Raw genomic sequence first — 19,492 nt, 5'->3', positions numbered from 1 at the left:
ATTAAAAATATCTTATATCTATAAAATGTCCACATATAGCTGCTGCAGCTGCCATTATAGGACTAACTAAATGAGTACGACTATTTCTTCCTTGTCTACCTTCAAAATTTCTATTACTTGTGGAAGCACAACGTTCTCCTGATAATAAAATATCACCATTCATTGCTAAACACATAGAACAACCAGGTAATCTCCATTCAAATCCAGAATTTATAAATATTTTATCTAATCCTTCTAATTCTGCTTGTTTTTTAACCATATTAGATCCTGGAACTACTATTGCTTTAACATTATTAGATATTTTATATCCTTGAATTATTTTAGAAGCTACTCTTAAATCTTCAATTCTAGAATTTGTGCAAGATCCAATAAATACTTTATTAATATTAACACTAGTTAATTTCATACCTTCTTGTAAATTCATATATTTTAACGCTTTTTTTGCTGTTTTTTTTTTAGATAAACTTTTAAATGAACTAATTAAAGGAATTGATTTATCTATATCTATAGATTGTTCAGGATTAGTTCCCCAAGTAATTTGGGGTGCAATATTTGAAATATCAATAGTAACAATTTTTTTAAAAATAGCATCTTTATCAGTATATAATGTTTTCCAAAAACTTATAGCTTCATTCCATAATATTCCTTTAGGAGAAAAATTTTTATTTTTTAAATATTCAAAAGTAATATTATCTGGAGCAATTAATCCTGATTTAGCACCCATTTCAATAGTCATATTACATATTGTCATTCTACTTTCCATACTTAATTTTTTTATAACATTACCTGAAAATTCTACAATATATCCATTACAACCACTAATTCCTATTTTTTTTATTATTGCTAAAATTATATCTTTTGCAGTAATTTTTGTTGGTATTTTTCCAATTACTTTTATTAACATATTTTTTGCACGATTTTGTTTTAAAGTTTGTGTTGCTAAAACATGTTCAACTTCAGATGTTCCTATTCCAAAAGATAATGCTCCAAAAGCACCATGAGTTGATGTATGTGAATCTCCACAAACAATAGTCATTCCTGGTAAAGTAATTCCTTGTTCTGGACCAATAACATGGACAATTCCTTGAAATGGATGATTAATGTCATATAATTCAATATTAAATTCTCGACAATTTTTAATTAATTTTACCATTTGTTGTTTTGCTATGGTTCCAGAACCATTAATATCTTTTACTAACGTAGATACATTATGATCCATTGTTGCAAATGTTTTATAAGGTCTATAAACTATTCTTTTTTTTTTACGTAATGCTTCAAAAGCTTGTGGTGAAGTTACTTCATGAATATAATGTCTATCAATATATAATATTGTTGTATTATCTTTTAATTCACAAATTACATGGTGATCATATATTTTTTCATATAATGTTTTTCCCATAATATTATCCTACGTTATATATTTAGTAATTAATGTTCCCATATCTTCTGTTGTTACTATTATTTCATTTGATTGATTAGTAAATAAATCTTTAGTTCTATATCCTAAATTTAAAACGTGTTTAATTGCATTTTCTATTTTTTTAGAAATATTTTTATTTCTTAAACTATATTTAATTAACATAGATAATGATAAAATTTGAGCAATAGGATTAGCAATATTTTTTCCTGCAATATCAGGTGCTGAACCTCCAGCTGGTTCATATAAACCGAAAAATTTATTATTTAAACTGGCAGAAGGTAAATTACCAATAGATCCTGTAATCATAGCACATTGATCAGAAATAATATCTCCAAATAAATTAGTAGATAATATTACATCAAATTGTGATGGATTTTTCATTAATTGCATAACAGCATTATCAATATACATGAATTTTAACTTAACTTGTGAATATTGATGAGATAAATCTTTCAAAATTTCACGCCACATAACAGATGTGTTTAATACATTAGCTTTATCAATTGAACATATTATTTTATTTCTTTGTAAAGCAAAATTAAAAGCCATATGAGCTATTCTTTCTATTTCAAATCTGTAATATATTTCTGTATCAAATGAATATTCATTTTTTCCTATACCTTTTCTTCCATTTGGATTACCAAAATATATTCCTCCTGTTAATTCTCTTATACAAAGAATATTAAATCCTTTACTAAGAATATTATTCTTTAAAGGACTTAGCATATATAAATTATTATAAATATATGCAGGACGTATATTAATAAAAAGATTAAAATACTTTCTTAATTTTAATAAGGCACTTTTTTCTGGTCTTTGATTTAATGGTAAATAATCCCACTTATAACCTCCAACTGATCCAAATAATATTGCATTAGATTCTTCACAACCTAATAATGTTTTTTTAGGTAAAGCTTCACCATATTTATCAATAGCAGATCCTCCAACTAAATATTCATTAGTAATAATATTTGTATTTAAAAAATATCTTACTTTATTTAATACTTTAATTGCTTGTTTCATTACTTCAGGACCAATACCATCTCCAGGTAAAATTGCAATTTTAAATATATTAGACATAATCATTTTATCCAAACAATAACAAAGTTTATTTAGTATTTATTTTTAATATGTTTTTTTTAACTTGATTAAATCTCCATATACTATTAATAATATTAATTATAGCATTAACTGAAGCTTTCATTATATCTTTAGAAAATTCGATTCCATTAAATATTTTTTTTTTATATTTAATTTGTATATTCACTTGATTAATAATTTTTTTATTATAATTTTTAGTATCAAATTCATATTTAATAATATAAAAATTATAATTTGTAATTTTATTTATAACTTTACAAATTACATTCATATGGTTTTTACCTATTGCAGATTTTAAAATTGTTAAATTACCACATTTTAATTTTAAATTTATAGTTGAAATTAAATTATATGTAGATTGAATAGTAAAATCTTCTAAAGAATAATATTTAGTTGTATTTTCAAATTCACTATTAAATGCTAAAGATTCTAAATCATAATTAAATACTCGGCCTTTTTTCTCTGCTAATATAATAAAATTATTATATAATTTATTTATATCATAATCATTATCTTTATAGCCCATTAATTGCATATGATATTTTATAGCAGCTCTTCCTGATTTTGAGGTAAGATTAAGTTCTGTTTTATTTAAACCTATAATTTTAGGATTTAAAATTTCATAAGTATATTTATTTTTTATTATTCCATCTTGATGAATTCCTGAAGAATGAGAAAAAGCATTTTTACCTACAATAGCTTTATTAACTGCTATAGGAATATTACATATTTTACTAACAATTTTACTTGTTTTATATATATTATGATAATTAATATTGGTAAAAAAATTTATATCTTTTTTATGAGTATATAATGCCATTATTACTTCTTCTAAAGCACAATTTCCAGCTCTTTCTCCTATTCCATTAATTGTACCTTCTATTTGTCTTGCTCCTGCATTAATTGCAGTAATAGCATTTCCTACTGCCATACCTAAATCATTATGTGTATGTACAGATATAATACATTGATCAATATTATTAACTTTATTTTTTAGATTATGAATTAACTTACTATATTCATTAGGAAAAGTATAACCTACTGTATCAGGTATATTAATTGTTGTTGCTCCTGCTTTAATAGCAGATTGAACAACTAAACATAAATCATCTATAGGAGTTCTACCAGCATCTTCACAAGAAAATTCAATATCATCAGTATATTTTCTAGCATATTTTATCATAAAAATAATACGTTCAATTACTTTATTTAAAGTACTTTTTAATTTTGTAATAATATGTATGGGTGATGTTGCTAAAAAAATATGAATTCTAAAATTAGATGATATTTTTAAAGCTTCATAAGCTATATCAATATCTTTTTTTTTACATCTAGCTAAAGCACATATTTTACTATTTTTTATAATTCTCGCTATTGTTTGAAAAGATTTAAAATCTCCAGGAGAAGAAATTGGAAATCCAACTTCTATTATATCAATACCCATTGATTCTAATGCTAAAGCTATTTCTACTTTTTCTTTAGTATTCAAACTTATTTTTAAAGATTGCTCTCCATCTCTTAATGTTGTATCAAAAATAATAATTTTTTCTTTCATAAAAATATCAATCTCTTTTAATAAAAATTTTAGTTAAATATTTTATAAATTTTATTTAATATCAGATATATAATTTAATTAAAAAATTAACAAGAGTTTTAATTTTTTATTAAATAATTAAATATTTATTTTAAATATGTAAATTATATGATTTATAATTATAGATGTATTAATATTATTAAATATATGTTTTATATTTTATAAAAGTTATATAATAAATATTAATTCAAACTCATTTTACATAATACTATTAATATAGTTAATAACTATAATTTTAAAACTTATTAAATATTAACAAATAATTTTAATTATCTTATAATTAATTTCTTAAAATATTTTAATATATTTATATGATAAGTTTTAATTTTTAAATAAATTAAAACTTATCATATAAATATTTTATAAAGTGAATATTATAATAATGAATAAATTTTATATGAAATATGCAATTACATTAGCAAAATTAGGGGTTTTTACAACAACTCCTAATCCTAATGTAGGTTGTGTAATAGTTAATAATAATAAAATAGTTGGTACTGGATATCATTTAAAATCCGGACAAAATCATGCAGAAATTAATGCATTAAATATGGCAGGAAAATTTGCAAAAAATTCTACTGTTTATACAACATTAGAACCATGTAATTATTACAATTTAACTCCTTCTTGTTGTAATGCTTTAATAAAAGCTAAAGTTAAATGTGTTATTATAGCAAATAAAGATCCTAATCCTAAAATAAATGGATATGGACTAAAATTATTAAAAAAATTTGGAATAAAAATTAAAACTAATTTTTTATCTAAAAAAGCTGAAAAGTTAAATTTAGGTTTTTTTAAAAGAATGCGTACAGGTATTCCTTATATAAAATTAAAAGTAGCAATATCTTTAGATGGTAAAATAGGTCTTTATAATGGTTTAAGTAAATGGATATCTTCTATAGAATCTAGAAAAGATGTTCAAAAACTTAGAGCCCAAAGCTCTGCTATTTTAAGCACAAGTAGTACAATTTTAAAAGATAATGCTATTTTATTAGTTCGTTGGGATGAATTAGATAATCATATAAAGAAAATATATCCTAAATATTTATTACGACAACCAATAAGAATTATTTTAGATAGACGTAATTTAATAAAACCTACTGATAAATTAATATTATTTCCAGGAAAAATATTATTAATTAGATTAAAATATACATTTGAAAAATGGCCATGTTATGTTGAACAAATAATTATTCCAGAAAAAAATGGTTTTTTAAATTTAAAATATTTATTTAAAAAATTAGGAACAAAAGGTATAAATAATCTTCTTATAGAATCTGGAAGTATATTAGCAGGATCTTTATTAAAAGATAAATTAGTAGATGAATTAATAGTTTATTTATCACCTAAATTATTAGGTAATATTGCATTAAATTTTTGTAATCTTAATGAATTTTTTAATATGAATGATGTTTTAAAATTTAATTTTACTAATGTAAAAAAAATAGGAAAAGATTTAAGATTAAAATTAAAACCTTTATAAATTTAATTTTATTTTAAAAATTATTATGAAAATAATTAACGAAACTGTAATAGCACCAGAAGCGTCTATAGCAATTATTATAGCAAGATTTAATGAATTTATTAATAAAAATTTATTATATGCTGCTATTGATACGTTTCAAAGAATAGGAATGGTAAAAAAAAATAATATAACTGTTATATGGATTCCAGGTTCTTATGAATTACCATTAACAACTAAATTAATAATTAAAAAAAAAATTTACGATGGAATCCTAACAATAGGAACAATTATTAAAGGAAATACTTTACATTTTAAATATTTATCTCAATCTATATGTTTTCAATTATTAAATTTATCTGTAAAAAATCAAATACCAATTTCATTTGGAGTATTAACTACAAATAATATAGAACAAGCAATAGAAAGATCTGGTAGTAAAATAGGAAATCGAGGAACTGAAGCAGCTTTAACGTTATTAGAAATGATAAACTTATTTAAAAAAATTAAATCTTTAAATATAATAAAGGAAGTAAAGTGAAATTTACAGATAGATATCAAGCTCGTAAATATGCTTTACAGGCAATTTATTCCTGGCAAATATCTAAAAATACTTTTAGTGATATTCAATATTATTTTTTAAATGAATCTATAAAAGATATTAAAAATATTGATATAAATTATTTTAATGAATTAATAAATGGAGTAATAATAAATAGTACATATTTAGATAATATAATGAAGCCTTTTTTATCACGTAAATTATTTGAATTAGGTCAAATTGAAAAAGCTATTTTAAGAATTTCATTATATGAATTAATTAATCGTTTAGATGTTCCTTATAAAGTTATTATTAATGAAGGTATTTGTTTAGCAAAATGTTTTGGAGGAGTAGATAATAGTTATAAATTTATAAATGGTGTTTTAGATAAAATAGTTAATAAAATAAGAATTTAAAATATTGTGTATTTTTTTATATAAATATAACATTTATGATTTTTATTAAAGTTTAAATAAATTTTATTAAAAATCATAAATATATATTTATTAATTTTATTAAATTTATTTAATAATTTATAATTCAGATGCAATTTTTTTTGAAAAATTTTTTCCTAAAATAATACTAATTAATTTTAAATTAAATTCAATAGAATATTTAACACTTTGGGCAGTTAATAATTTAAATTTATCATCCCAACATACTGGATTATTTGACCATTGTTTAGATGGAATTAAGTCTTTTAATCCTAAATATCCAGTCATTTTTGCTTGAGGAAAAATATTATTTGATATAAGCATAATTGCAGGAGTAGCACAAATTGCTCCTATAATTCTTTGAGAAGATTTAAATTCATAAATATATTTTAATAATAATTTATTAGATTTAAAATGTTTAGCTGCTTTCATTCCTCCAGGTAAAATCATAGCAATACAATCATCATTATTTGATAAATCTTTTAAAAGAACATCACAAATTAAATTTGTACCATGAGCACATGATATTTTATAATTATTAGTTATACTGACTAAAGTAACATTCATATTACTTCTATTTAAAATATCAATAGAAGAAACAGTTTCTATTTCTTCTATACCATCTGTAATACAAATTAAAATAGAATAACATTTTGACATTATTTTAAACCTTTTTAATAAAAAAATATTTTATTTAATTAATTGGATATACAGGAAAATTAATACACATTTCTAGTATTTTATTTTTAATATATGAAATATTTTTATTTTTTTCATCAAGAATATCTGCTATAAAGTTTGATATTAATGATACTTCATGTTCTTTAAATCCTCTTCTAGTAATTGCAGGAGTACCAATTCTTATTCCTGAAGTAATAAAAGGAGATTTTAAATCATTTGGAATACTGTTTTTATTTACGATAATATTATGTTTGCTTAATAATTTTTCTGCTTGTATTCCACTTATGTTCGTATTAGATAGATCTAATAAAAATAAATGATTATGTGTATTACCTGAAATAATTTTATAATTACGTTTTTTTAATATAGAAACCATTAATTTAGCATTTTTTAAAACTTGTTTTTGATAGATTATAAATTCTGGTTTTGAAGCTTCTTTAAAAGCTACAGCTTTAGCTGCAATAATATGCATTAAAGGACCACCTTGACTACCTGGAAATACAGAAGAATCTAATCTATTAAAAAGGTTATCAATATTTTCTGCAGCTAAAATTAATCCTCCTCTTGGACCAGCTAATGTTTTATGTGTTGTAGTAGTAACTACATGAGCATATGGTATTGGATTTGGATATAATTTAGTAGCTACTAATCCTGCAATATGAGCCATATCAACAAGTAAATATGCTTTTACAATATCAGCTATTTCTCTCATTTTTTTCCAATTACATATTCCAGAATAAGAGGAAAATCCACCAATAATCATTTTAGGTTTATGAATTTTTGCTAACTTTAATAAATTATTATAATCAATAACACCCTTATTATTAATTTTATAAGGTATATTTTTATAAAGTTTTCCAGAAAAATTGACTATAGAACCATGAGTTAAATGACCTCCATGAGAATTTTCTAAACCCATTATTATATCTCCAGGATTTAATAATGCAGAATAAACAGCAAAATTAGCTTGCGATCCTGAATGTGGTTGTACATTAGCATAGTTTGCATTAAATAATTTTTTAGCTCTATTTATAGCTATTTTTTCTATTTCATCAATATATTTACATCCACCATAATATCTTTTTTTAGGATAACCTTCTGCATATTTATTAGTTAATTGAGAACCTTGAACATACATAACATAATTTGAAGCATAATTTTCAGATGCAATCAATTCTATATGTTCTTCTTGACGTTTAATTTCTTTTTGAATTAATTTCCATATTTCAATATCATAATTTGAGTAATTTTTAATTTTATTCAAAATTAATTACCTCTAAAACTAATTATATTAATTATTTTTTTTTCTTTTTAAATAAAAAAATTTTTTAATAAGACTAGTACATTCTTTAACTAATACTCCAGAATTAATTTTTATGCAATAATTTATATTATAAATTCCTAATAAATCTATAAAGGATCCTATTTGATAGTATTTATTATTACTAATACTAAATACTAAACGATTAATTCTACTAATAATTATTGCACCAGAACACATTATACATGGTTCTAATGTTACATACATAGTTGTATTTAATAATCTATAATTTTTTAAATATTTACCAGCTTTTCTTAATGCTATTATTTCAGCATGTCCTGTAGGATCATTTTTTTTAATTGAGTTATTTTTAGCTTCTGAAATAATTTTATTATTTTTTATAATTATAGCACCTACTGGTATTTCACCTGATTTAATTGCTAATTTAGCTAAATTTAAAGCATAATTCATCCAATAAATATCATTTTTCATTAAAATATTATAACCTTTTATTAATTTATAAATAATTTTTAATTATATTGAAATAATAAAATTAATTTTTATTATAAATAAATATTTTTTATTAAAGATAAATTAAGTAAAATTAGATATATTTTTTAAGTATTAATAAAATTATTCATTTTAATAAAATTATTAATTTTATAATTATAAATAATATTATTATACTATTTATCAATAAAATAATTTATATATTAATGATATATTTAAAATATATAAAAAATAAAATCTGATCAATAATATATAACATAGTTCAAATAACAAATCAATTTTGGTTAAATTTTTAAAATTATTAATTAAATTAAAGAGGTATTTATATATGATTAAAAATATTACTGCAGTTCATGGTATGCATGATTATTTTTTTCCAGATACTTTATTATGGGAATATATTGAAAATACTATTAAAAGAATATTAAAAAATTATGGTTATAAAGAAATTAAGATTCCTATTTTAGAAAAAAGTATTTTATTTAAAAAAGCAATAGGTGAAATTACAGATATTGTAGAAAAAGAAATGTATAATTTAAATGATAGAAATGGAGAAAGTCTTACTTTAAGACCAGAAGGAACAGCTGGTTGTATTAGAGCAATAGTTGAACATAATTTTTTTTCTTCTTTAAATAATAGATTATGGTACAATGGACCAATGTTTCGTTATGAAAGACCACAGAAAGGAAGATATAGACAATTTAATCAAATTGGTATCGAAACATTAGGATTAGAATCACCTTATATAGATTCTGAGATAATTATAATTACATCTCATTTTTGGAAAGAGTTAAATATTATAGATGATGTTTTTTTAGAAATTAATTCTATTGGATCTACTAAAGATAGAAAACAATATATTAAAAAACTTATTTTATTTTTAGAAAAAAATTTTCATTTATTAGATGATGATTGTAAAAGAAGAATGTATAAAAATCCTTTAAGGATATTAGATAGTAAAAATCCTAATATGCAAGAATTATTAAATAAAGCTCCTCAATTAAAAAATTTTCTTAGTAAAGACTGTATAGTTAAATTAAATAAATTATGTGATATAATAAAATTATTAAAAATTAATTTTTCTATAAATTACCGTTTAGTTAGAGGATTAGATTATTATAATGATATTGTATTTGAATGGATTACTAATAAAATAGGATCTCATAAAACTATTTGTGGAGGTGGTAGATATGATAAACTAGTTAAAAAATTAAGTAATAAAACTAACATTAGTGGTATTGGATGTGCTATTGGAATAGAACGTTTAATTTTATTAATAAAAAATATTAATAGAATAAAATTAAAAGATGATTATTTAATAGATATTTATCTTGTACCTATGAATGATAATTTAGCCTTATATAAGGCTCTTTTTATTAGTGAAATAATTAGAAAAAAATTTCCTTTATTAAAAATAGTTATTAGTTATAATTTTAGTAATTTAAAAAAACAAATTGTTCAAGCAATAAAACAAAAAGTTCATTTTCTTTTAATTATAGGAGAAAAAGAAATAAATAATAAACAATTAACAATAAAAGATTTATTATTAAATAAACAAAATACTTTCTTTGAAAAAGAATTAATAACTGAATTAGTAAAAATTTTAAATTTTAAAACATAATTTTATTTATTAAATTTTATTTTTAATAATTTCAAATATTTAAAATCTATATATTTATAAATTAATATAAAATTAAATAATTTTGTAAAAATATTTTTTTATAAAATAACTTTATTTAAAAAAATAAATTTTTAATATAATTAAAGAGGAAAAAATGAAATTACAAAAATTAATATTAATTTTTTTTATTTTTTGTTCTTTTATGTTTACTGGATGTTCAAACTATAATAGTTATTATAGTTCAAATCATAATAAACTACTTAAAAAATATAAAACTACTTTAAAAATTTTAAATAAAAATGAATTAAATCCTCAACTAATATGGTTTAGTAAAGTTATTAAAAAATCAAATAATAATTTTTCTAAATTACATGTAGCATATAAAAATAATCTGTTATATATTGCTCACAAAGATGGTATAGTAAAATGTATTAATATTAATAATGGAAATGTAATATGGGATATTAATCTTGCTAAGAAAAATTTTTGTATGTTTTCATATTGTTTACCAGAAGAATTATCTAGTGGTCCTATTATATCAAATAATTCTTTATATTTAGGAAGTGAAAAAGGTAAAATTATTGCTTTAAATATTAAAAATGGTAATAAAATATGGGAAACATTTGTTTTTAGTGAAGTATTATCTGATCCAGTAATTTCAAAAAATATTTTAATTGTACATAATAATAATAATATTTTACAAGGTTTAAATAAAAATAATGGTCATATTTTATGGACAGTAAATTTAGGTCCTTTAGAATCATATTCATTTAGAGGAACATCAAAACCAACAATATTTTTTGATAATGTTATTACAGGTAGTGATAATGGTATTATCAGTTCTCGTATATCAAATAATGGTTCTTTAGTTTGGCAAAAAGATTTAACAAAAATTCCTAATTTATTACATTTATTAAATTTTAATGATATTGATGCACAACCAATAATTTCAAATGGAATAATTTATGTAGGTTCATATAATGGTGATTTTTATGCATTAGATCTTTCTAATGGTGATATTTTTTGGAAAAAATCATATCAAATATCTAGTGATTTTATTATTAATAAAAATAAAATTTATCTTTTTAATATAAAAAATAAACTTTTATCTTTAGATACTAATAAAGGTGATATTATTTGGTCACAAAATAAATTTATAAATAAAGAAACTACAACTCCAATTTATTATAAAAATAATATTATTATTGTAGAAAAATGTGGTAAAATTTATTGGTTAAATTCTTATAATGGTAATATTATTGGTAATATATTAATTAAAAATTTTAATGATAAAATACAATCATCATTATTAGTAAATAATAAATTAATATTACAAACTTATAATGGTAATATTTATGCATTTAAATTATAAATTATTAATTTTAATATATATGAGATTAAAATAATGTTTAATTATCCTATAGTTACTATAGTAGGTTCTCCAAATTCAGGAAAATCTACATTATATAATTTATTAACTAAAACTAATAAAGCATTAGTTAATAATATTCCTGGATTTACAAGAGATAGAAATTATGGATATGTTAAAATAAATCAATATCATTTTATTTGTATTGATACGGGTAGTATAATTGATAGTGTTAAAAAAAAAATAGAACTAAATAATTCTGTAAATCAACAAACTTTTAAAGCTATTCAGGAATCAGATTTAATATTATTTATAATTAAAGGATTATATTTGACAAATATAGATTATGAAATTATAGATAAAATAAGACCATATAAAAAAAAAATTATAATTATTTTAAATAGGAATAACAATGATTGTGAAAAAGAATTTTATTCTTTAGGTTATAAAATATATAATATTAATATTATTGATATACAACATATTAATAAATTATTATTATTAATATTACCTTATATAAAAAGTATTTTTCGAGTAAAAAATTTAATTAAAATTAAAAAATTTAAATATAATAATTCTATCAAAAATATTAGTGTAAAATTAGTAGTTATAGGTACTCCTAATGCTGGTAAATCTACTTTAATTAATAAAATTCTTAAAGAAGATAGAATGGTTGTAAATAATATTGCAGGAACAACTAGAGATTGTATTTCTATTCCAATAAAAAATATGAATGAAATAACAAAAAAATATTTTAATAATTTAATTATTATTGATACTGCAGGAATTAAAAAAAAAAATAAGATTCAAAATATAGAAAAAAATATGATTAAAAATTCTTTTTTATCTATAAAAAAATCTAATATAATTTTATTTATTATTGATGGATCTAAAGATATATTTTCTCATCAAGATATGTCTATAATAAATTATATTATTAATAAAGGAAAACCTATTATAATAGTAATTAATAAATATGATATAATTCAGTTAAAAAAAATAAAACAAATAAAAGAAATAATTAAAATAAAATTTCCATTTATTCCTATGATATTTATATCAGCTAAATATGGTGTAGGTTTAAAAAAATTATTTAAATTATTATATAAAATATATAATTTAACTAATCATAAAATTAACACTTCAAAATTAATGAAAATTATGTATTCAGCAATTAATGATTTTCCTCCACCTATGATAAATAATCATCGTATAAAACTAAAATATATACATGTAGGTAAATATAATCCATTAACTTTAATTATTCATGGAAATCAAGTAAAAAAATTAGGAAATAATTATAAACGTTATTTATCAAATTTTTTATATAAAAAATTAAATTTTTTTGGTATTCCTATTTTTTTAAAATTTAAAGAAAATAAAAACCCTTATATTAATAATTATATAAATTAATATAACTAATATTTAATAAAATGAATAAAATTCCTTATTATAAATTTTCAGTTGCTCCTATGTTTAAAAAAACTGATAAATATTGTCGTTATTTTTATAGAAAATTAACTAAACATGCTCTTTTATATACTGAAATGATACATTCTAATGCTATTATTAATAATAAATCAATTTTATTAAATAATTATGGAAAAAATATTGCATTACAATTAGCAGGTAATAATCCTAAAACATTATCTTTTTGTGCAAAACAAGCAGAAAAATTAGGATATAAAGAAATTAATTTAAATGTAGGGTGTCCTTCTATTAAAGCTCAAAAAGGTAATTTTGGTGCATGTTTAATGAATCAATACAATATTCTTTCTGATTGTATTAAATCAATGAGTGATAGTGTTTCAATACCAGTTACAATAAAAACTCGTATTGGTATAAATGATGATGATAGTTATTCTTTTTTATATAAATTTATAGATAAATTATCTGTTAGTGGTTGTAGTATGTTTATTATTCATGCTCGTAAAGCAATATTTTTTAATAAAAAAAATACTAAATATGATCTTAATAATTTTAATTTAAATTATAAAGTTGTATATGCAATTAAAAAAGAATTCTCAAATATTAAAATATCTATAAATGGAGAAATTAAAAATTTTGAAGAAGTAATGAATCATTTAAAATATGTAGATGGAGTTATGATGGGTAGAAAAATTTTTAATGATCCTAAATTTTTAATGAAAATTGATAAAAAAATTTTTTATCAAAAATATATTTTACAGTCTCCTATAACAATTATAAAATCTATGTATTCTTATATAGAACAAGAATTAAAAAAAGGTATAAATTTGAAAAAAATTATTTTTTCTATGTTAAATTTTTTTAATGGATTAAATGGTTCTGTAAATTTTAAAAAATATATTAATAATAAAAATAATTATTTAAATAATAGTAGTATTCAAGTATTAAATAAAGCATTATCTTATATAAAAGATATATAAAATTATAATAATTATTAAAATATAATTTTATATAATTAATGTTATATCAATATTCATACCTTATAAATGTTAATTTATGATAGTAAATAATATAATAAAAAAATCTAAATTCAGAAAAGATTTTGATATAGAAGGAATTAAATTACCTCCTCATTCATTAGAAGCAGAACAATCGATATTAGGAGGGTTAATGTTAGATAATAATCGTTGGGAAAATGTTATAGAAAAAATTATAGTACAAGATTTTTTTACATTTGCTCATAGAATTATTTTTACTGAGATGCAATTGTTAACAGATACTGGAAAACCAATTGATTTAATTACTTTATCAGAATCTTTAGAAAATAAAAGTAAATTAGATGATGTAGGCGGTTTTGCATATTTAGCTGAATTATCTAAAAATATTCCTAGTGTATCTAATATTTATGCATATATTGATATTGTAAGAGAAAGAGCTGTTATTAGAGAAATGATATTAGCTGCAAATGAAATTGCTGAAGCTGGATATTATCCTAATGGAAGAAAAAGTGAAGAATTAATAAATTTAGCTGAATCTCGTATTTTTCAAATAGCAGAAAAACGTATAAATAAAGATACTAAACCTAAAGGTGTAGATGAAATTTTAGAAGTAACAATTTCTAAAATTGAATCTTTTTATAAATCAACTAAACATGGTGTTACTGGAATAGATACAGGTTATCATGCATTAAATAAAAAAACAGCCGGATTACAAAAATCTGATTTAATTATTATTGCTGCTAGACCTTCAATGGGTAAAACAACTTTTGCCATGAATATTTGTGAAAATGCAGCTATATCACAAGATAAACCTGTACTTATATTTAGTTTAGAAATGCCATGTGAACAAATTATGATGCGTATGTTAGCTTCTCTTTCTAGAGTTGATCAAACACGTATTCGTACAGGACAATTAAATGATAATGATTGGGAAAAAATTTCAAATACAATGGCTCTTTTATTAAAGAAAAAAAATATATATATTGATGATTCTTCTGAACTTACTCCTACTGAAGTAAGATTAAGATCTCGTAGAATATTTAGAGAACATAATGGATTAAGTTTAATTATGGTTGATTATTTACAATTAATGAGAGTTCCTTCATTATCTTTTAATAGAACATTAGAAATTGCTGAAATTTCACGTTCATTAAAAGCATTAGCAAAAGAATTGCATGTACCTGTATTAGCATTATCTCAATTAAATAGATCTTTAGAACAGAGATCTGATAAACGTCCAATGAATTCTGATTTAAGAGAATCTGGGTCTATTGAACAAGATGCTGATTTAATTATGTTTATTTATAGAGATGAAGTATATAATGAACATAGTAATTTACAAGGTATTGCAGAAATAATTATAGGAAAACAACGTAACGGTCCAATTGGTACTATAAGATTAACATTTAATAATAAAATAGCTCGATTTGATAATTATTCAAATTATTATAGTAATTCTAATATTGATTAATTATAAATTAATTAGTTATAATAATTAATTTATACAAGCTAATTATTAATTTAAATTAATTTTTATAAAACTATAGTGAAATTATCAATGTTAAAAATTTTTAATACTTTAAGTAAACAAAAAGAAATATTTAAACCAATTCATAAAAATGAAGTTAAAATTTATGTTTGTGGAGTAACAACATATGATTTATGTCATATTGGACACGGAAGGACTTTTATAATTTTTGATTTAATTATTAGATATTTAAAAAATTTAGGATATAAAGTACAATATATAAGAAATATTACTGATATTGATGATAAAATAATAAATTTAGCAAATAAAAAAAATATAAATATTAAATATCTTACGAATAAGATGATTTCTGAAATGAAATTAGATTTTAGAAATCTTAATCTTTTAAATCCTGATATAGAACCTAGGGTAACTAAGCATATTAATGAAATTATTTTAATAATTAAAAATTTAATTAATAATAATAATGCATATATTGCTAAAAATGGAGATGTGATGTTTTCTATTAAAAGTTACTTACATTATGGTCAATTATCTCGACAAAATTTAAATAAATTAAAAATACAAAATAAAAAAATATATTTTTCTATTAAAAAAAATTATATAGATTTTGTTTTATGGAAGAAATCTGAAAATAAAAAAATTGGATGGTTATCTCCATGGGGTTATGGAAGACCTGGATGGCACATAGAATGTTCAGCTATGAGTCGTAAATATTTTGGTAATTGTTTTGATATACATGGTGGTGGTAATGATTTAATTTTTCCTCATCATGAAAATGAAATAGCTCAATCATCTTGTTTAGATAAATCATTTTATGTTAATTATTGGATTCATAGTGGAATGGTTATGATAAATAATAAAAAAATGTCTAAATCATTAAATAATTCTTTAAAATTAAGAGATATTTTATCTAAATATAATGATGAAGTTATTCGATATTTTTTTACTTCTACACATTATAGGAGTCCTATAATTTATAATGAAAATATTTTAAAACAATCTGAAGCTTCTATAAAAAGATTATATACATCAATATATCATATAAATGATATTTTACTTAATATTGGTATGAATAATCACAATTATAAAAAAGATAAACAAAATATTTTTTTTGAAAAAAAATTTTATGAAGCAATGAATGATGATTTTAATACACCAAAAGTTTATAGTATATTATTTAATATGTCATATCAAATTAACATTTTAAATAATCAAAAAAAATTTTTATATGCTAATAATTTAATATTAAAATTAAAAGATTTAGGAAATATTTTAGGAATTCTTTTTTATAATCCTAAAAATTATTTTAAAGAAAATAAAAATTCATGTTATTTTGATAAATATCAAATTGAAAAATTAATTAAAATACGAAATGATGCTCGTAAAAAAAAATGTTGGATAAAAGCAGATTATATTCGAAATCTATTATATAAAAAAAATATTCTTCTAGAAGATTCACAATCTAAAACTATATGGAAAAAAAAAACTAAATAATATTTTTTATAAATAATTTTATGAAAAAATCATTAAAAAAAGAAATTGAAGAATTACGTAATGAAATACATTATCATAATCATAGATATCATGTATTAAATCATCCAGAAATACCTGATTATAAATTTGATGAATTATTATATAAATTAAAACATTTAGAAAATTTATTTCCTCATTTAATAACAAATAATTCTCCAACTAAATCTGTAGGAGGTATTACATTATTAAATATAAAAAAAATAAATCATATAATTCCTATGTTATCATTAAATAATGTTTTTAATGAAAAAGATTTATTTTTAAAATTTTTAAATCCTATAAAAAATTTGTTAAATAAAACGAAAAATTATTTTTGTTGTGAATTAAAATTTGATGGAATAGCAACAAGTTTATTATATAATAATGGTCAATTAATACAAGCCTCTACTAGAGGAAATGGAATAATAGGAGAAAACATAACTAATAATATATTATATATTAATGATATTCCTCATAAATTACAAGGAAATAATTTTCCTTCTATACTAGAAGTTAGAGGAGAAATATTTATGAAGAAAGTAAATTTAAATATATTAAATCAAAATAATATTTTTAATAAACAATTTGCTAATACTCGTAGTGCAGTTTTAAGTTTTTTACGATTAAAAAATATTAATAATAATATTAATTATAATTTGTTAAATTTTTTTAGTTATGGTATAGGTTTTATACAAAGTAAAAAAAAAATATCTAGTCATATAAAAATATTAAAACAACTTAAAAATTATGGTTTACCAATTTCTAAACATACAACAATTTGTACTTCTTTAAAAGAAATTTCTTTTTTTTATGAAAAAATAAAACGAGAAAGAAATAATTTTTTATATAATATTGATGGTATTGTTATTAAAATAGATAATATTAAAATACAAAAAATATTAGGTTGTACATCACATGCTCCTAAATGGGCTATTGCATATAAATTTCCTCCACAAGAAAAAATAACAATTTTAAAAAATATTATTTTTCAAATAGGACGAACAGGAGTAATTACTCCTGTAGGAAAATTTAAAACTATTAAAATAGATGGAGTTAATATTAGTAATGCTAGTTTATATAATATTAATGAAATTAAAAAATTAAATTTAAAAATAGGAGATGTGATTGTAGTACAACGTTGTGGTGATGTTATACCAAAAATAATTAATATTATAAAAAAAGAAAGAAAAAATAATATTACAACTAATATTATTTTTCCTAAAATATGTCCAGATTGTAAATCTATTCTTAAAATAAAAAATTATAATAAAAAAACATTATATTGTCCATCTGATCTAAATTGTAAATCTCAACTAAAAGGATATTTAAAACATTTTATATCACGTAATGCAATGAATATTAATTATATAGGTAATCAACTTATTAATAAATTAGTTGATATTAATTTAGTTAAAAATCCTATAGATTTATTTAATTTAAATATAAATACTTTAAATAAAATTCCTCATTTAGGAAATAAATCTATTTTAAAAATATTAAATGCAATAGAAATATCAAAAAAAACAACTTTTACTAGATTTTTATATTCTTTAGGAATTAGTGAAGTAGGTTTAGTTACTGCAAATAATTTAAATAAACATTTTCAAAATTTAAGTAATTTTTTAAATGCTGATTTAAAAGATTTTTATTCTATATCTGGTATAGGAAAAAAAATTGCATATAATTTATATAAATTTATTAATGATAAAAAAAAATTATATATAATTAATAAATTAGTGAATGAAATTGGTATTAATTGGAATAATAATATTATTATTAGTAATTTTTTTTATAAAAAAAAAATAGTATTAACAGGAAAATTAATTTCAATAAATAGATTAAAAGTAATAGAAAAATTAATAAATTTAGGAGCTATGATTTATAATCATATTTCTAAAAATATAGATATTATTATTGTAGGAAAAAATCCTGGATCTAAAATATTTAAAGCAAAAAAATTAAATATAATAATTATAAACGAACAACAATTATTAGAATTAATTAATAAAAATTAATTTTAGTATTATATGTAATAAATTGTTTATTTATATAATAAATGATATCTTTG

The 19,492-nt window shown here is 19.8% G+C and carries 16 protein-coding genes; 10 read left to right on the top strand and 6 right to left on the bottom strand.

The window, feature by feature from the left end; genetic code table 11:
- Position 1 precedes the first annotated feature (1 nt).
- Genes leuC through leuA form a run of 3 tightly spaced genes read right to left on the bottom strand, consistent with a single transcriptional unit; the run spans position 2 to position 4,076 of the window.
- Complete coding sequence (gene leuC / locus GJT83_RS00280) at positions 2-1,399, bottom strand: 3-isopropylmalate dehydratase large subunit (RefSeq protein ID WP_168892475.1); 1,398 nt, start codon at positions 1,397-1,399, stop codon at positions 2-4.
- 9 nt (positions 1,400-1,408) lie between these two features.
- On the bottom strand, positions 1,409-2,500 hold the full coding sequence (gene leuB, locus GJT83_RS00275) for a 3-isopropylmalate dehydrogenase (RefSeq protein ID WP_168892474.1): 1,092 nt from the start codon (positions 2,498-2,500) through the stop codon (positions 1,409-1,411).
- 28 nt (positions 2,501-2,528) lie between these two features.
- On the bottom strand, positions 2,529-4,076 hold the full coding sequence (leuA, locus tag GJT83_RS00270) for a 2-isopropylmalate synthase (RefSeq protein ID WP_168892473.1): 1,548 nt from the start codon (positions 4,074-4,076) through the stop codon (positions 2,529-2,531).
- Positions 4,077-4,512: 436 nt separating this feature from the next.
- On the opposite strand from leuA, the gene ribD reads away from it, so the two are divergent.
- From ribD to nusB, 3 genes are read left to right on the top strand one after another with little or no spacing between them, the layout of a single operon-like run.
- On the top strand, positions 4,513-5,598 hold the full coding sequence (gene ribD / locus GJT83_RS00265; RefSeq protein WP_246208746.1) for a bifunctional diaminohydroxyphosphoribosylaminopyrimidine deaminase/5-amino-6-(5-phosphoribosylamino)uracil reductase RibD: 1,086 nt from the start codon (positions 4,513-4,515) through the stop codon (positions 5,596-5,598).
- A gap of 25 nt (positions 5,599-5,623) precedes the next feature.
- Positions 5,624-6,118: a 6,7-dimethyl-8-ribityllumazine synthase gene (ribH, locus tag GJT83_RS00260; protein WP_168892472.1), complete on the top strand. Its 495-nt coding sequence runs from the start codon at positions 5,624-5,626 to the stop codon at positions 6,116-6,118.
- Complete coding sequence (gene nusB / locus GJT83_RS00255) at positions 6,115-6,534, top strand: transcription antitermination factor NusB (protein WP_168892471.1); 420 nt, start codon at positions 6,115-6,117, stop codon at positions 6,532-6,534. Before ribH ends, nusB begins: the two co-directional genes overlap by 4 nt.
- A 117-nt stretch (positions 6,535-6,651) precedes the next feature.
- Here nusB and GJT83_RS00250 read toward each other — a convergent pair whose 3' ends face one another.
- From GJT83_RS00250 to tadA, 3 genes are read right to left on the bottom strand one after another with little or no spacing between them, the layout of a single operon-like run.
- Entirely contained in the window at positions 6,652-7,212 is a 561-nt protein-coding gene (locus GJT83_RS00250; protein ID WP_168892470.1) for a DJ-1 family glyoxalase III, read from the bottom strand.
- A 34-nt stretch (positions 7,213-7,246) separates the two neighbouring features.
- Positions 7,247-8,500 (bottom strand): serine hydroxymethyltransferase, encoded by a 1,254-nt coding sequence (gene glyA, locus GJT83_RS00245; protein WP_168892852.1) that lies wholly within the window; start codon positions 8,498-8,500, stop codon positions 7,247-7,249.
- Between the two features lie 24 nt (positions 8,501-8,524).
- Complete coding sequence (tadA, locus tag GJT83_RS00240) at positions 8,525-8,986, bottom strand: tRNA adenosine(34) deaminase TadA (RefSeq protein ID WP_168892469.1); 462 nt, start codon at positions 8,984-8,986, stop codon at positions 8,525-8,527.
- Between the two features lie 346 nt (positions 8,987-9,332).
- Between tadA and hisS the strand changes: the two genes are divergently transcribed.
- The 7 genes from hisS (at position 9,333) to ligA (ending at position 19,439) form a co-directional block, all read left to right on the top strand.
- Entirely contained in the window at positions 9,333-10,625 is a 1,293-nt protein-coding gene (gene hisS, locus GJT83_RS00235) for a histidine--tRNA ligase (protein WP_168892468.1), read from the top strand.
- Positions 10,626-10,779: 154 nt separating this feature from the next.
- Positions 10,780-11,997, top strand: coding sequence for an outer membrane protein assembly factor BamB family protein (locus GJT83_RS00230; protein ID WP_168892467.1), 1,218 nt, complete (start codon positions 10,780-10,782; stop codon positions 11,995-11,997).
- 33 nt (positions 11,998-12,030) lie between these two features.
- The gene (gene der / locus GJT83_RS00225) at positions 12,031-13,407 is read left to right on the top strand and encodes a ribosome biogenesis GTPase Der (protein ID WP_168892466.1); all 1,377 of its coding nucleotides are present in this window, start codon (positions 12,031-12,033) and stop codon (positions 13,405-13,407) included.
- A 20-nt stretch (positions 13,408-13,427) separates the two neighbouring features.
- Positions 13,428-14,402, top strand: a complete 975-nt coding sequence (dusA, locus tag GJT83_RS00220) for a tRNA dihydrouridine(20/20a) synthase DusA (protein WP_168892465.1) — start codon at positions 13,428-13,430, stop codon at positions 14,400-14,402.
- 76 nt (positions 14,403-14,478) lie between these two features.
- The gene (gene dnaB, locus GJT83_RS00215; protein ID WP_168892464.1) at positions 14,479-15,891 is read left to right on the top strand and encodes a replicative DNA helicase; all 1,413 of its coding nucleotides are present in this window, start codon (positions 14,479-14,481) and stop codon (positions 15,889-15,891) included.
- Between the two features lie 87 nt (positions 15,892-15,978).
- Positions 15,979-17,406, top strand: coding sequence for a cysteine--tRNA ligase (cysS, locus tag GJT83_RS00210; RefSeq protein WP_168892463.1), 1,428 nt, complete (start codon positions 15,979-15,981; stop codon positions 17,404-17,406).
- Positions 17,407-17,426: 20 nt separating this feature from the next.
- A complete protein-coding gene (gene ligA / locus GJT83_RS00205; protein WP_168892462.1) occupies positions 17,427-19,439 on the top strand; it encodes an NAD-dependent DNA ligase LigA in 2,013 nt (670 codons plus the stop codon).
- Positions 19,440-19,492: the final 53 nt, after the last annotated feature.

The organism is Enterobacteriaceae endosymbiont of Plateumaris pusilla (genome assembly GCF_012562765.1).
Taxonomy (GTDB): domain Bacteria; phylum Pseudomonadota; class Gammaproteobacteria; order Enterobacterales; family Enterobacteriaceae.
This window is presented reverse-complemented; position numbering and strand designations above follow the sequence as displayed.